At 57.7% G+C, this 15,482-nt stretch carries 14 protein-coding genes; 1 reads left to right on the top strand and 13 read right to left on the bottom strand.

Annotation, left to right across the window (positions count from 1 at the left end; translation table 11 throughout):
* Positions 1 to 96 precede the first annotated feature (96 nt).
* Both ABJT94_RS06155 and ABJT94_RS06160 read right to left on the bottom strand, forming a co-directional pair.
* Positions 97 to 819 carry an anti-sigma factor gene (locus ABJT94_RS06155; protein WP_348474812.1) on the bottom strand — a complete coding sequence of 241 codons (723 nt, stop codon included), beginning with the start codon at positions 817 to 819 and terminating at the stop codon, positions 97 to 99.
* Complete coding sequence (locus ABJT94_RS06160) at positions 816 to 1,364, bottom strand: sigma-70 family RNA polymerase sigma factor (protein ID WP_348474813.1); 549 nt, start codon at positions 1,362 to 1,364, stop codon at positions 816 to 818. The genes ABJT94_RS06155 and ABJT94_RS06160 overlap by 4 nt, the downstream gene beginning before the upstream one ends.
* Before the next feature lie 151 nt (positions 1,365 to 1,515).
* On the opposite strand from ABJT94_RS06160, the gene ABJT94_RS06165 reads away from it, so the two are divergent.
* On the top strand, positions 1,516 to 2,235 hold the full coding sequence (locus tag ABJT94_RS06165; RefSeq protein ID WP_348474814.1) for a hypothetical protein: 720 nt from the start codon (positions 1,516 to 1,518) through the stop codon (positions 2,233 to 2,235).
* A gap of 59 nt (positions 2,236 to 2,294) precedes the next feature.
* Here ABJT94_RS06165 and ABJT94_RS06170 read toward each other — a convergent pair whose 3' ends face one another.
* The 11 genes from ABJT94_RS06170 to ABJT94_RS06220 all read right to left on the bottom strand — a co-directional run bounded on the left by ABJT94_RS06170 (position 2,295) and on the right by ABJT94_RS06220 (position 15,040).
* Complete coding sequence (locus ABJT94_RS06170; RefSeq protein ID WP_348474815.1) at positions 2,295 to 3,704, bottom strand: HDOD domain-containing protein; 1,410 nt, start codon at positions 3,702 to 3,704, stop codon at positions 2,295 to 2,297.
* A gap of 140 nt (positions 3,705 to 3,844) precedes the next feature.
* A complete protein-coding gene (locus ABJT94_RS06175) occupies positions 3,845 to 4,303 on the bottom strand; it encodes a group 1 truncated hemoglobin (RefSeq protein WP_348474816.1) in 459 nt (152 codons plus the stop codon).
* A gap of 14 nt (positions 4,304 to 4,317) precedes the next feature.
* Positions 4,318 to 5,157: a DUF3034 family protein gene (locus tag ABJT94_RS06180; protein WP_348474817.1), complete on the bottom strand. Its 840-nt coding sequence runs from the start codon at positions 5,155 to 5,157 to the stop codon at positions 4,318 to 4,320.
* Positions 5,150 to 7,495: an EAL domain-containing protein gene (locus ABJT94_RS06185; RefSeq protein ID WP_348474818.1), complete on the bottom strand. Its 2,346-nt coding sequence runs from the start codon at positions 7,493 to 7,495 to the stop codon at positions 5,150 to 5,152. The genes ABJT94_RS06180 and ABJT94_RS06185 overlap by 8 nt, the downstream gene beginning before the upstream one ends.
* Positions 7,485 to 8,297, bottom strand: a complete 813-nt coding sequence (locus ABJT94_RS06190) for a methylamine utilization protein (protein WP_348474819.1) — start codon at positions 8,295 to 8,297, stop codon at positions 7,485 to 7,487. Before ABJT94_RS06190 ends, ABJT94_RS06185 begins: the two co-directional genes overlap by 11 nt.
* Before the next feature lie 103 nt (positions 8,298 to 8,400).
* Positions 8,401 to 9,090: a peptidase E gene (locus ABJT94_RS06195; protein ID WP_348474820.1), complete on the bottom strand. Its 690-nt coding sequence runs from the start codon at positions 9,088 to 9,090 to the stop codon at positions 8,401 to 8,403.
* 91 nt (positions 9,091 to 9,181) lie between these two features.
* Complete coding sequence (locus ABJT94_RS06200; protein WP_348474821.1) at positions 9,182 to 10,075, bottom strand: AraC family transcriptional regulator; 894 nt, start codon at positions 10,073 to 10,075, stop codon at positions 9,182 to 9,184.
* Positions 10,076 to 10,158: 83 nt separating this feature from the next.
* The gene (locus ABJT94_RS06205; protein WP_348474822.1) at positions 10,159 to 11,652 is read right to left on the bottom strand and encodes a mannitol dehydrogenase family protein; all 1,494 of its coding nucleotides are present in this window, start codon (positions 11,650 to 11,652) and stop codon (positions 10,159 to 10,161) included.
* A gap of 93 nt (positions 11,653 to 11,745) precedes the next feature.
* A complete protein-coding gene (locus tag ABJT94_RS06210; RefSeq protein ID WP_348474823.1) occupies positions 11,746 to 12,576 on the bottom strand; it encodes a carbohydrate ABC transporter permease in 831 nt (276 codons plus the stop codon).
* A 9-nt stretch (positions 12,577 to 12,585) separates the two neighbouring features.
* Positions 12,586 to 13,464, bottom strand: a complete 879-nt coding sequence (locus tag ABJT94_RS06215; protein WP_127556906.1) for a sugar ABC transporter permease — start codon at positions 13,462 to 13,464, stop codon at positions 12,586 to 12,588.
* A 253-nt stretch (positions 13,465 to 13,717) separates the two neighbouring features.
* Positions 13,718 to 15,040, bottom strand: coding sequence for a sugar ABC transporter substrate-binding protein (locus tag ABJT94_RS06220; protein ID WP_348474824.1), 1,323 nt, complete (start codon positions 15,038 to 15,040; stop codon positions 13,718 to 13,720).
* Positions 15,041 to 15,482 lie beyond the last annotated feature (442 nt).

A 15,482-nucleotide genomic window follows, 5' to 3' on the forward strand; every position in this document is an offset into this window, starting at 1 on the left:
GCCATGAGTATGGCATTGTTCCGTGATTATGCCGAAACCTGTATTTTAAAGGGGCCGGTTAAGAACAATTCACTGCCCCTGAACCGCCCCCTTGTTTCATTGCCTGACCAGTTGCGCTGAGTACAGCACCTCGGTCGGCTGGCCGGTGGGCGAGCCACCTTCCGGCTCACGGCTGACCGCCAGCACGTCAACCGTAGCCGTATCAAACAGCGCACTGCGCGCTAGCTGGCGCTGGCCCGTTTCCGGCAACAGACCCAGAGAGACAGGGGCTCGACCGTCGGCCGCTACCAACCAGAGTTGGTAGTCGCGATCGGAGCTGGCCGTTACCTCGCGGGTACTGGTAACCACCAGATCCTGTTCAGTCAGGCTAACCGACCAGAGTGCCCGGGCGCTGGCATCCTGAATAACCGCGACCTGCGTCGGGGCCGGTTGCGGAACCTGCCAGGTATTCCAGCTCACCATGACCAGTACCAGTGCTGCCGCAATGGCGGGCCAGACCCAGTGCTGGAACGGATTCCAGCCTCGGCTTGAACCGACCCGGGAGGGTCGCGGCTCCGCCTTGGCTGAGTCGGCCCTCGCCTGGCCAGCCAGGCCCAGGCTTGCCTCAATCCGCTGCCAGACGACCGGGCCTGGCTGAACATCGTTCAGGCTGGCGCCCAGTGCATTCAGCTCCCGCTCCCAGCGCCAGACCGCCTGGCGGGCCCGGTCGCTGGTCATCATCAGGCGTTGCAGTTTGACCCGGGTATCGGCATCGAGTGTTCCGAGTACGTATTCGGCGGCCAGGGTATCGAGCCGTCTGTCGGACAGTTGTTGGGTCATTCCAGGCACCGTTTCAGTTGTTGCAGGCCACGCCGAATCCAGCTTTTTACCGACCCCAGCGGCAAGTCCAGCTGACCGCAGACTTCCTGGTGGGTCATGCCGCGAAAGTAGGCCAGTTGAATGGCATGGCGTTGCTGGTCTTCCAGTTCATCCAGACACTCGTCAATGCGTACCCGGTCACGACCGGCATGCAAGGCGCCTTCCGGGGTGGCATGGTCTTCCGGCTCATCGGCCAGATCCAGATCGCCATCGGTCAAATGCTCGCGTCGCGCTTTTGCAGACCGCAGCAGATCCAGGCACCGGTAGCGCACAATGCTGATCATCCAGGTCAGCACCACACCTTTTTCGGCCCGGTATTCACCGGCGTTATGCCAGATCCGGACAAACGCATCCTGAACGGCGTCTTCGGCCAGATCGCGGCGTTTCATCATGCCCAGACTGACGGCAAACAGCTTGCCGGAGGTGTGGTCGTAGAGTTGGCGAAAGGCCTGGGCGTCGCCTTCAGCCGTTCGCATCAGTAGCCTTAGGGAATCGGACTCGGTCATTGCAGAGGGTCACCGTTGCTAATTGATAAAGTGTCGAGTTAGGGTAAATACTCGGCTAAACCGCATTCGGATGCAGAAGGCTGGTTGAAAAATAACCAAACACCCCTAAACTTTGTATAAGACATTCAACAAACGCTTGGGAGGTTAGCAGATGTTGACGGACGTAACGGGTAGCAATGCCACCCTGGGTTCGATCAATCGGCCGGAGCCACGTGCGCCCCAGGCGCCGACGCCTGCCCGGCAGGAACCCTCACCCCAGGAGCGCCAGACACCCGCTCCCGATGTTCAGGTCGATACCCGAATCGACCGGCGCACCAGCGCCGAGCGCTCTCTGGTTCAGGAAGCCTCGAGTCTGGCCATTTCCCAGCAAAGCCGGGGCGAAGTGGTCGACCAGCTACGCAGCGAACGCGATCAGATCGCTGAAGGCGGCAGCACCGAGCTTACAGAAGGCCGTGAGCAGTTAAGCGCCCAGGCTGCAGAAGCCTTGCAGGCGCTGCGTGAACGGGCGCTGAGCGACCCCTTTGGCCAGGGCATTGAAGATTTGGGCCCGCTGCCCGATAGCAGCTTTTTCGTGCGTGACCGGGGCGACACCCTGACCACGTTGAATGGCACCATCTCTGCTCTGGAACGCTTCTCGGAAGCGGAATCAACACAGATCGATCAACTCCAGCAATCGTTCAATGCCATTCAGGATGAACGGCTGACACCGGGGAACCCGGCGATCGGCTCAGCAGAAGAAGCCGATTCGGTGACCACCGCCGTGCAGCAGCAACTGGCGTTTGAAAACATCACTGATGCCAATGGCCTGACCAGCATTGAAGCCAGCCCGGTGCTCGATGCCCTGCAAAGTGACCGGACACCGACGCTTTAATCCGTGCAAAGTATGGGCGGTGTTTTAACCGGATATATCTGATAAAAGCGGCTGACTCGTCAGCCGCTTTTTGGTTGTGCAGGCATATTAAACTGCAAATACAGATTGATCTGGTTCGCCACCAGCTGCAATTCCTCGAACTGGCGTTCGGTAAGTGACGCACCATCGTTATCCGCGTAGATCACCCCCACCAGCCGTTCCGGTGATTGCACCGGCACCATCATCCCGTCAACAGGACCAAGCAACCGCCGCATGACGCCGTCGGTGGGTGTTTTGCGGCGGTACCACCGGGGTTCCGGCGCTTTCAGGAACAAAGTCAGTGATTCATCCTGCTGCAGGGTGCTCAGATCGAGCTTCAACACATCGCGCCAGCGGGCGACATCGTCGCCGGCAACGATGACCGGTTCAAGCCGGTGATCCCGTGCGGAGCTCAACCACAGGGCCACCCGCCCAAAACCGGCGCCCCGATGCAAGGCATGAACCGCCAGTTGCAGCAGGCGGGGCAAGGGTTCGACATCCATGATGCAGCGGCTGATGCGATTCAGAAAGCGCTGCATATCGTAGTCGGTCGCTTTAACGTCGGGAGCGTCGCCCTCTATGGCTTCGCGTTGTGGTAAGGCTTGCAGCAGTCGCTCGGCGCCGTAAGTGGTGGCTACCGACGAGGCCTCTTCTGCCATCAGCAAAATATGCTCGCGCACATCGACACTGCTCCGGCCCTGAAACTGGCTGATGCGCTGAATAACCTTGCGCATCTCAGGATGGTCGATGCCCAGATGAATGGTCTGGCTGATTTCATCGCCAAACTGAACCGAGCGCACCCAGGGGTCGGCACTGTGAGTGTCATCACTGGCTTTCAGTACCAGATCCCCCAGCCCCCACTCCTGAATCAACGCCCGGTTCAGGGTTTTGACTCCGACACCCAGATGCTCCAGCGCAAGGCTGTGTGCCTCGGCCGGACTCAGATCGCGTGCAGCCATAAAGGTTTCAACTTCAGGCCGACCCGTGGCCAGCAAGGCCAGATCACCGAGACGCAGCAACAGGGCGGCTATAAAGACTTCTTCATGATCGTCGCTGTTCAACTGCTGCGCGATGGCGCGCGCTTGCACGGCGGCATGGAAAGAACGGGCCAGGTTATTGATCAGCCGGTCCCGGGGCTTGCCGTCTAGAAAGCCATCAATCAGCGTTGTGGCCAGGGCAATGTTCTTCAGATCCAGATAACCGATCTGAACAATGGCGCGGGAGACGGTCTTGATCGGGCTGAAGCTGCGGTTGTAATGCACCGAGTTGGCGACTTTGAGCACCTGAGAGGTGAGGTCGGCGTCGCGCAGCACGATCTGGGTGAATTCATCGGCGCTGCTGTCGTCGTCGTCACTGAGTTCACAGATGGCCTTCACCACCGAGTTTAATGACGGCAAATCGAGCTTGGCGATCACTTTCAGCCAGGCTTTAAGGCCTCGTACGTCAGTCATGGCGGGCCCCGTTGCAGTGGATATGGCTGGGTGTCTGCCTGCCAATGGCGGCAAACGTTAAGCGGGTATCCCTGCCCGGCCCCGGGGTTGGTTGTTCCAACGACCCGGGAACACAGTCTTGAATCATCAGTATAGCCGGATTATGGCGCTTCCGGTGTGGTACCAGACTCCAGATAAGCGTCCGGGTTCATGACTTCGTCATACATTGGCACCAGCCGCGACAACAGATCGTTCTGCGCGCCGGTCGCCACGCCGGCTTCGTCCATGGCCACCACCAGGTCGGTTACCAGGGCGTTGAAATGACGGTCATCCAAGCCCATACCCGCATGCACCTGCGCCATGCTATCGCCGGTGTACTCGCAGGGGCCGTCGCTGACCTGGCACAGCTGTTCGATCAGCTTTTCGCGAAACCGGCCGATGTCGGTCTTGGCAAAAAAAGGCAGCAGAGTGTCGTTGCCACCAATTTCGTACAACAGGTTATCGACAATGGTGGTAATGCCATCCTGCTCACCCAGGCGCTCATACAAAGTCGGCTGGGTGGGCGTAGTGCTGCAGGCCGCCACCAGGGCCACCAGAACGATGGAGGTCATCAGTCGCATGAATTCAGTCACCTTCAGTTATTGATTTGAACCGACAGATACCAGCCCGCCTGGTCATCCCAGAGGGCGACCTTGCCTAGGTCGGTATAGGCTCCGACCACGGTTACCTGCTTGTTGGGAAACCAGGCGACAAAGGCATCGCGCCAGTCCGATTCGCCCAGGTTCAGCCGGTCTGGCTTTTGGCGATATTCAACCCCCAATGCCCAGTTCGCATTCAGAAAAAGGCCTGCGCTGGCTTCGGCCATGAGTTGTGGGTCAGCGCCCGTGCCATCGCCAAACCCGAGAAAACCGGTTTCATTAGCGTCGGTATAGCGAAAGGTGCCGTTCAACAGCAAATTCCTTTCAAATATCGCATGCAGATAAAGCTTAGAGGCTGCAAAGTAAAAGTCGGTTCCTTCAGATTCAGCACCTGGGATCACAAATTGATTCAAATTCACTTTGTGTTGAAACCCAACAGATAGCTGTGGCCAGGGCTCATAAATCAAATCCCCAAAAATTCGGGCCTTTGCACCGTAAACATGCTGCTCTATGACACGATCCAGGTTTTCCACCTGCAATGTCTGCTGCGCGAAGCTGAACTCAAAACGGTTGTTAATCCCGGCATGCACCGCTGCCGTGCCCAGCTGAAAGTCCGGCAGGCCAACGCGGGTCAGGCTGGCGGCACCGCCCCACTCACCGTCGCTGCCATAGCCGCCGATTACGGCCCAGGGCACCAGACCACCGCCGGCGGCACCTTCAATCTGAGTGGCGGCTGAGGTGGCCAGAATCTTACTGCCAGCCCAGGCCGGAGCCAGTGCCAGCAGCGACAGCACTGCACCGGCCAGCAAAGCCCGATTCAGGTACCGGTTAACCATAACTAGACTCCAGTGTGGTTTCATTAAAAGCGGCGAGCCAGGGTTTCAGATCGGCAATCGCGATCGGCTTGCTCAGGTAATAGCCCTGAATGGCATCGCACCCCATCTGTTCCAGCAATTTGAGTGCGGCCTGGTTTTCGACGCCTTCGGCAATAACGGTCAGCCCCAGGTGATGTGCCATCTCAATGGTTGAGCGCACGATGTTCTGGTCATCCTGATCTTCATCGAGCTTCAACACAAAGGACTTGTCGATCTTGAGTTCGTGTATTGGCATGGTTTTCAGTTGCGCCAGCGACGAATAGCCAGTGCCGAAGTCGTCCATCGCCAGGTCAAAACCCGCATCATAGAGGCGTTTAAGGTGAGCCAGGGCGAGCTCTGTATCTGTAACCATGGCACTCTCGGTAATTTCCAGCATCAGCTGTTTGCGCTCAAAGCCCGCATGGGCGGTTCGCTCGATCACCCGGTCGATAAAGTGGCTGTTGAGAATATCCCGGGCCGAGAGGTTAATACTGACGCCAAGGTCATACCCCTCCTCTCGCCAGGCGGTCATCCGGGCAATGGCCTCGGTGACAACCCATTCAGTAATCTGGGTGATGTCACCCGACTGCTCCGCCAGCGGAATGAACTCATCCGGAAACATTCGGCCCAACTGATCGTCGTGCCAGCGCAACAGCGCCTCGGCCGAATGAATGCGGCGGTTGCGCAGGTCGTATTGCGGCTGAAACAACAGCTCGAAACCACCATGTTCGATGGCGTGCTGCAAGCGGTTGGTGACGGTTAATTGCCGCAGGTGCGATTCATCGCGCCCGATTTGGTAACGCTCTAGCGCCTGACCATGCACTCTGGCATCACTGACGGCGATGTTGGCACGACGCAGGGCATCTTCAAAACTGCCGGCCTGTTCGGGGCACATCACCTGGCCCATGCGAACATCGAGCAACACATCGATGTCCTGGTGTTCAATGGCCTGGTCAAACACCGCCAGATACCCCGCCAATGCCTGATCACACTCCCCGGCAAGCTGCGCATCGGCCAACACCAGAAACTCATTGGTGCCCACCCGGCCCACAATGTCGCCGGACCGTAAACGGTGCACCAGGCGCTCGGCGGCCAGTCGCACGATCTCGTCGGTAAAGGCGAGGCCATAGACATCGCTGAGCGCGCTGACGTTTTCCAGGCGCACCAGCACAACCACCAGCGGGTGCTGCTCGTCCGGCGTCAAGTCGGCAAAGCGCTGCGCCATTTGTTCCAGATTGGGCAGGCCTGTTTTCAGGTCGTGCCGGGCCTGGTAAAAAATATGTCGCTCGCGTTGCTGGATATCGTTCTGCATGGTGTTGAGGGTTTGCCCAAGCACGCCGAACTCATTGGTGTTTTGCAGTGACACGCTGTGCTGGTAATCACCGCTGGCAATGCGTCTGGCGGCGGCCACCAGGGTGTCAATCGGCCGGGTAATACCACGAGCTATGAACAGAGTGACAACGGCAGCGGCCACCAGCGCCGCCAGGGCGATTAACAGCATTTGAGTACGCAGCCGGGTATTCGCTGCTACCGCGTCGGCCAGCGACACCGTCAGTAAGGCCCCCAGGTGCACGGGCGGTTGATCGAGCAGAGTCGTGTAGCGACTTAGCAGGCCCTGTTCACGCAACTCCCGGGATGCCTGACTGAGGACCTCGTCGTAAGGGCCGAGCAAGTCAACATTAGCCAGAGGCTGAGTAGGCAGCGTGCTCAGCGTTTGTATGTCCGAGTTGCTGCCCGTTTCCCGTTCGCGGTAAATGAGGGTGACATTGGCGCTGGTAATGTCCCGAAACCGGCTCAGCAGATCGTTGTCCAGCAGGAACCCCATGCCGACCCAGGCGACCCGCTGGGGCGCATCCACCGGCACCATCACCATCTGATAGGGCTGATGCTCGCTCAGGGTTAACAGTGAAAACGCCGATGCCTGGTTGCCAAGGCCTGCACGCACCCGGCCAAGGTCGGCGCCAATGTCGTGGGTGCTGATCAACACCTCGCCCTGCGGCGACATCAGCATGATCAGATCGGCACCAATGCGATCACCGTGGTTGGCCAGCACGCTGATGATGGTGTCTTCTTCGTTGGTGGCAATGGCCTCGCGAAAGCCGAAATCCTCGGCCAGCAAGGTGGTTCTGTCGGTCAGTTCTCGGCTGTTTTCATCGAGCAGGGTCTGAAACACACGCTCGGCCACCGCCAGCTCTCGCGTGGCGTTCGCGCGGGTATTGGCATCCGTTGCCCGCAAAGCAGACAGCGTAGTCGCGGTGAGGGTGACAGCCAGTACAGCGGTAAAAATCAGCAGCAGCCGGGTTCGAAAGCTAATCGTCATTGGTCTTGTATTGTTGCAGTCGGTTGCGCAACCCGCCGGCAGCACCTGATGCTGGCTCTGGCTGGCGCTGGGTCATGGGCAGTTCAATTCGCAGAAGGTCTCCGGACGTATCAAGCCCGGCCAGCGGCACTGCCAGCGGGTCGTCCATATCTGGGTGCCAGATGAGCAGTTCAGCTGACTCGGGCGCTGTGAAGGTGGGCAGCATCAGGCCACCGTCGGCATCGGTCACGCCATACACCTGGCCATTGGTCACATAGATGTAGCCGACCATGGCATCGTGAATGTTGCAACCGATGACCACCAGACCGGCCTGGTCAAACTCGACCGGTGGCGCTTCGTTACCGCGAAACAACCGCAGCTCGAAGGTCTTAGCGGGCGAAAATGAATAGACATGGTGGCGGGTGTCATCGCTGTTGGGAAACTGCACCCGGGTTCCGGTGCTGATGGCAATGACCTTGGGGCTGAAGCTCAGCTCAACCTGATCCATCACCGCGACCGCCGGGCCTTCCTGGGCGGCGGAGGTTTGTGACTGCTCAATGCGTGCCACGGCGTCGCTGACGGGTTGCCCCGCCTGATCAACTAACTGCAGCGGAGGTAAGGTGGTGGCGGTAGCGGAGGCCGTCGCGCCCAGACTGAAGACCAGTAAAGGAAGTCCAGTTATAAGCCGACTGCCCGAACCGCGGGCGTGACGAACAGAACGCAACGCTTCAAACGGATTTTGCGTGAAGAACCGGCGTTGCCGGTGGCACCAACGTCGCAATTGGGAAACACACTGCATGATGCACAGCCATTTAATTACCATGGCCCTTCACTATAGTCGACCCGGTCACGGTTTGGCGACTCAAACAGCGGGTTTCCGGTGTTTTTTTACAGTGATGGCCAGCCTGTGGCCGGGTTCGCGACCGTCAGCGAAGCTGGCTCCAGTTCAACCCGTCGGTAGCGGGCGTAATGCGATAGACCGCGGCGCGGTCCTTCCCCTCCAGTATCGACAGTTGCCCGTCACTGACCACGACGGCGGCACCGTCTGTCAGCGCCAGCGTCTGCACCGGGTTGGCCAGTAAATCCTGCATCAATGGCAAGGCGCGTTGCTCGCTGTCGAGATGCGGGCAGAGCATGCCGGGCAACAGCCCCAGCCCCTCAACCCGCGTATAAGCCCAGTCGCCGCGCGAGTCGAAGCGATTGGAATCACTGAACCCGAGGTCGAACCAGCATATCGCGCCAGCACTGAGGCCACACAGCACCTTGCCGCTGGCCTCGGCTTCGATCAGCAGGCGGTCAAGCCCGTGCGCCCGCCACTGGTCCATCATGGAACGGGTATCTCCGCCACCCACATAAATCAGATCGGCCCAGCCAACCAGGTCGGCAATGGCCGACGGAGAAAGCGCCCGGCTCAGGCACAGAGCCCGGGTGTCGCACCCGAGCAAGAGACCGTAAATTTGATCGAAGGCTTCAATGTAGCCAGGTGCATCGCCGCTGGCAGTGGGTATAAACAGGGCACGGGGCTGGGCTTTCTGGGTTTGTTTGACGATGAACTGATCGAGCAAGAGGGTTTCCTGATCCTTCAGTTCACCGCCGCCAATGGCGATGATCGACATGGCGTTATGATCCTTCACATCCGGGTGGGTCGGTAGGGGTTTGCTCCCCGCTGACACCCTTTATACCCACTAAGTGGGTGCAGGATCAAGGCTAACGCTGTAAGACCACCTTTTGCATGGTTCGGCCGCGAATCTCGATCGACTCCCGGTACTGGCGGGGTGTCATACCTTTTATCTTCAGGAAGTGCCGGTTGAAGTTGGCGACGTTGGCAAAGCCGGCGTCGAAGCATATTTCGGTGATGGGGCGATCGGTCACTTCCAGATGCTCGCAAGCGCGGCTGATGCGCAAGCGGGTCAGAAAGTCGATATAGCGGTATCCGGTGGCCTTTTTGAACCAGCGTGAAAAGAAGGTCGGCGCCAGACCGAGCACACCGGCCACTTCTTCGAGGCTCAGTTCCCGGGTGCAATTGTGGATGATGTAATTAACCACGGTATTGACCCGGCCTTCCATCAATGAATCTGACTCCTCCTCGAACGAGCGGCTCGACAGCGGCCAATAATCCTGCGACTGCGCCAGTTCCGACATTATGTTGAGGAAAGACAACACCCGGGCCGGGCCTTTCAGTCCAGCGATGGTGGCAAACTCATCCATCACCCGGGCACTGGCTTCCTTGGAGAATTCAATGCCGTAGCGCGAGTCGGCCAGCATGGTTTGCAGCGATTTCATTTCCGGCAGGATCTGAATCAGCGATTGAATGCGCTCATCGGAGAAGTTGATCACCCGGTCGCGAATACCGGTTTGAAAGTCACCCAGCGAGACCCAGTTATGCGGCAGGTAGGGGCCGCATAAGAACACCGAGCCGGGCGTAAAGGGGCCGACGTAATCGCCAATAAAGGCATTGCCGTGGGTGGTCAGAATGAGGTGCAGTTCGTATTCGTTGTGGTAATGCCAGCGCACCAGAGAACTGTCGGCACCGTGCGCCAGATACCGAAAGCTGTTCTGGGCTTCATAAACGGCTTCGTATTCCGGTTTGATTGCGCTCATACAGTTCCTCCAGTCGCTTACACAGGATACCCTCCGACCGACAAATAGCCACCCTGCTGTGCTGTTACTGCTTTACCCCTGCATCATCCGCCCTGCATCATCCGTTGCAAGTAGACGTAAGCACCGCGGGAACGAATGCCGGCCAGGTGGCTGGCTACATCTTCCAGAAAGCGAGTGCGGTTATCGTCGGGGCGCTCGCCGAAAAGGGCATCCACTTTCAGCAACGACAGACGATCTGCCGAGCTGGCTTCGCGTTGCGCCTCACTGAGATTAAATTCGATGATCGGCATCGGTTCGCCTGCATCGTTAACGCCGTCCAGATACTTCAAAAAGCTGGCGAACAGCAAACTGAGACGGCTGGTGTCACCGCCAGCGGCCATGACATCAGCGAGCACGGGCATCAGATAATTCTTCAGCTTGGCATAGCCATCGGAACAGATACGCTGCTGCTGGTCGGCAATTTTCGAATTACCAAATCGTTCGATCAATTGCCGCTGATAGGCATCCAGCGGCATGTCAGCGATGGGGGTCAGGGTTGGGGCCGCATCCAGCGTCATGTAATCTTCGACCAACTGCAGGATGACCGGGTCTTTAATGGCGTTGTCCACCCGGGTGTAGCCCGCCAGATAGCCAATAAAGCCCATCATCAGATGGCTGCCATTCAACAGCCGCAATTTGGCCGTTTCATAGGGCGATACGTCGGACGTAAACTGCACACCAACCTGTTCCAGGGCCGGGCGACCGGCTTTGAAGTTATCTTCAATCACCCACTGAATAAAGGTTTCGGCGCCGACAGCACAGGGGTCGACCACGCCATGGCGTTTAAGCACGGCCTGCTGGTCAGCCACGCCGGGCGCTGGCGTAATACGATCGACCATCGAGTTCGGAAACGACACCTGCGAGCTGACCCAGTCGCAGAGGGTTGCGTCAGCCTGTTCAAGAAAGCTCAGCAATGCTTTGCGAAACACATCGCCATTGTGCGGCACGTTATCGCACGACAGCAGTGTTACCGCACCGCCGGCACCCAGCTTTGAACGCGCTTCGAGCGCCTGCCACAGGTACCCGTAGATGGTTTTCGGCTGTTCCCGGTTGCTCAGGTCGTGTTGAACATCGGGGTGATCGTGAAAGAACCGCTGCTGTTCGAAGTCGTACAAATATCCGCCTTCGGTGATGGTGGTGCTGATGATGCGGATGCCTGGCTGCGCCAGAGTGTCGACAACCCGCTGCGGGTCGTCCGGTGCGAACAATACGTCGGTCAGCGAGCCGATCACCCGGTCGCGAATGACGTCATCATCTTTCTCGGTCAGCGTATACAGCCCGTGCTGACGGGCCAGAGTATCCAGAAAGCCTTTATCGGCCGGGCGAATGCCAATGCCGCAGATGCCCCAGTTTAACTCGCCCGTACGGGCCATGTAGTCATCCAGGTAGAGCGCCTGATGCGCTCGATGAAACCCGCCAACACCAATATGGGCAATACCCGGCACCACGTCAGAGCGATTATAGGCGGGCCAGTGCAACGCCGGTGGGCAGGTATCTGCCGTCAACTCCGCGATAGCCAGGACATTCGATTGCGACACAAAAAACTCCTTAATCACCCGCCATTGAACCGGCGGGTTGCAACAAATCTGGAAAAAGACGGAGCCCGAAGGCTCCGTTAACGAGGACCCACACTACTTAACAGCACCAAAGGTCAAGCCACGAACAAGTTGTTTCTGACTGATCCAACCGAACACCAGAATGGGCGCGACCGCCAGTGTTGACGCCGCAGACAATTTAGCCCAGAACAACCCTTCAGGGCTGGAGTAGGAGGCGATCAGGGCCGTCAGCGGCGCCGCTTTCGACGCGGTCAGATTCAATGACCAGAACGCCTCGTTCCAGCTAAGAATCAGCGACAGTAAAAAGGTGGATGACAAACCACCCATGGTGATGGGAACCAGCACATGGCGAATCTCCTGCCACAGGCTGGCGCCATCCATCCGGCAAGCTTCGAGAATGTCTTTGGGCACATCCTTGAAGTAGGTGTAAATCATCCAGATAACAATGGGCAGGTTGATCAGGGTGTAAATAATGACCAGACCGGTGCGGGTATCGAGCAACGAGGTATCCCGTGCCAGCAAATAGATCGGCACCAGCACACCCACCGGAGGCAGCATCTTGGTCGACAGCATCCACAGCAAGACACCCTGGGTTCGTTTGGTGGGGAAAAACGCCATGGAATAGGCCGCCGGAATACCGATCACCATCGCCAGAATGGACGAGACAACACTGATAACCACCGAATTGAAGGCATAACGCAGATAATCGCTGCGCTCAAACACCACTGAGTAATTCTCCAGTGTTGGCCAGAAAAACAGACTTGGCGGTGAGGAGAAGGCATTCAATTCGGTTTTGAAGCTAGTCAGTATCATCCAGAAAATCGGGAAGAAGATCAGCGCCGCGACCAGCCAGGAGACGATGGTAACCAGCGTCAGTTTGACGACTTTTTCAGTATGTAACTTCATCTCGAACTCCTATTCCCCGGCCAGCGATTTGCCGACAATGCGAATCAGAAAAATCGCCACAATATTGGCCAGTACCACGGCGACGATGCCGCCTGCCGAGGCCATGCCGACGTCGTATTGCAGCAGCGCCTGGGAATAAATCAGATACGCCAGATTGGTGGTCTGAGTTCCCGGGCCACCACCTGTCGTAGTGAAAATTTCGGCGAATATGGACAGCAGGAAAATGGTTTCAATCATCACCACTACCGCCAGCGGTCGTGCCAGGTGTGGCAAGGTAATGTGCCGGAAAATAGCCACGGGTCCGGCACCGTCCATGCGTGCGGCTTCAAGCTGCTCCTGGTCGAGCGATTGCATGGCCGTCATCAGAATCAGAATGGCAAAAGGCAGCCATTGCCAGGAAACGATCAGAATAATCGCCAGCATGGGCACGTCGGTGAACCAGTCGATCGGAGTCATGCCAAAGGTTTTTGACAGGAAAGCAAAGAAACCGCTGACCGGATTCATCAGCAGGTTTTTCCAGATCAGGGCATTCACCGTTGGCATAATAAAAAAAGGTGAAATCAGTAAGATGCGCACCAGGCTTCGGCCCGGAAAGGGGCTGTCGATCAGCACCGCGATGAGCGTGCCAAGCACGACGGTAATCAACAGAGTAGAACCTACCAGCACCAGAGTATTGGACATGCCGGCGAAGAAACTGGGGTCGGTAAAGAAAAAGATGTAGTTCTCGAAACCGACGAAATTGCGCAAACCCGGGATCGTTAAATTAAAATTGACCGTCGAGTAATAGAGCGTCATTGCCAGTGGCACAGTCATCCATGCCAGCAAGAGCAGTACCGAGGGTGCAACCAGAAAGCGTGCCGCTCGGGCATTTCTAGAGAGCTGAGACATGACTAGGGTACGTCCACGTTAAGGCCTGGCCGCCTTTTCGGGCGGCACTCATCAATCAAGAGCCGGAGTTCACTTAGTTGGCTTTGGTCCGCAGCGGCTACCGGTGACGCTTCTGCAGGGTCGGCGTGAACCCTTCCATGGGGCCTAGGCCGCAACATCCATGTTGCGGACTTCCCTGCAGAAGCGTCACCGGCACCCGCCGCTCGCTCTGTACAACAATTCGAATACCGGCAATTTAGTCGCTACTACCGGATCAGTCTTGGTATCCAGCGCGGCGCATTTCACGGTTCACGACCGTATTGGCATTGGCCAATGCGCGATCAACCGTTGAACTTCCCGCCAGGGCACCGGAGATCTGCTGCCCTACCGTGGTGCCAAAGCCGCTGAAGCCGGGGATGGCGACAAACTGAACGCCGGTGTAGGGCGACGGTTCGAGGGTTGAATCATCCGGGTTGGCTTTGCGCATTTGCGTCAGCGTCATGCTGGCGAATTCAGCGGCGTCCAGGTACTCCTGGTTTTCGTAAGTAGAGACACGCGTGCCAGGAGGAATGGCGGCAATGCCGTGGCGGTCTGCAACCAGTGCCGAGTACTCTTTCGAAGTGGCCCAGGTAACGAATTTCTGAGCCGCGTCTTTCTCGTCTGAACTGACCGGAATCGCCAGAGCCCAGGCCCACAACCAGCCGCTGCCTTTTTCGGTTACCTGGCTAGGTGCGGCAGCGAAGCCGACGGAGTCCGCTACGTTGGATTGGCTTTCATCGGTAACGAAGCTACCGGCTACCGTTGCATCAATCCACATGCCGCATTTGCCGGTGTTGAACAGCGCCAGGTTTTCATTGAAACCGTTGCTGCTGGCACCTGGAGGGCCATAATTGCCAAGCAGGTCGACGTAGAAATTAACGGCGCTCTTCCATTCGTCGGTTTCCAGTTGGGCGTTCCAGTCCATATCGAACCAGCTGCCACCGAAGGCGTTGACCATGGTGCTTACCAGCGCCATGTTCTCACCCCAGCCAGCTTTACCGCGCAAGCAGATGCCGTACTGTTCGTTCGATGGGTCGTGCAGCGCGACGGCAAACTCACGCACCTGATCCCAGGTGGGTGACGCTGGCATGCTCAGGCCTGCGTCTTCAAACAGGTCGGTGCGGTAATAGGTCATGGAGCTTTCGCCATAGAACGGCAGTGCATACAGCTGACCATCAGACGACAGGCCGGCTTTTACCGACGGGAACAGATCGGCTTCGTCGTAGCTTGCTGGCAGGTTGTCCATGGGCTCGAGCCAGCCGTTGGCACCCCAAATGGGGGTTTCATACATGCCAATGGTCATAACGTCGAACTGGCCACTGTTGGCCGCGATGTCAGTCGTCAGACGCTGACGCAGGACGTTTTCTTCCAGTATGACCCATTCCAGTTCAATACCCGGGTTGGCGGCTTCAAACTCGGAAGACAGGGCTTGCATACGGATCATGTCACCGTTGTTGACGGTGCCAATAGTGATGGTTTCTGCCAGTGCGGCGGTGGTGCAGGAAACACCAATGGCGAGCGCACTCAGGCGCAGCCAGGTCGTTGGGGAAGCGTTCATTGTCATTCACCTATCGTTGTTTTTGTATGTCTGCGATTTCGGGAATCCCGTTACGGACGACACCATTAAACGAGTAAGGCGAACAACTCACCAATACTTCAACAGAAAGTTTCTGTACTTTTTTGACCTCTTGAGCTCGGTACTTCGAGGGTTAGTCTAATGCCACTGCCAGGAGTTCGCATCAGTCACCGGGTGTGTCTATCCGGGGTCGGCGTAAACCCGTCCATGGGGCCTAGTCCGCATGATATGAATCCCCTCCATGGGATTCACCCTTCGGGCTCGCTATGCTCGTGCTAAAACGCTCCCGGCGTTTTAGTCCATGCTGCGGACTACCCCGGATAGACACACCCGGCAACTGATACTTGGCCTGTTGCCAATTCAGTAAGTCGAGCCCTTTAACACTGATTCACCGCCTCCTAAGACCGTGATAAGGTAACCCGAC

Source organism: Saccharospirillum sp. (assembly GCF_039982735.1).
Lineage (GTDB): Bacteria > Pseudomonadota > Gammaproteobacteria > Pseudomonadales > Natronospirillaceae > Saccharospirillum.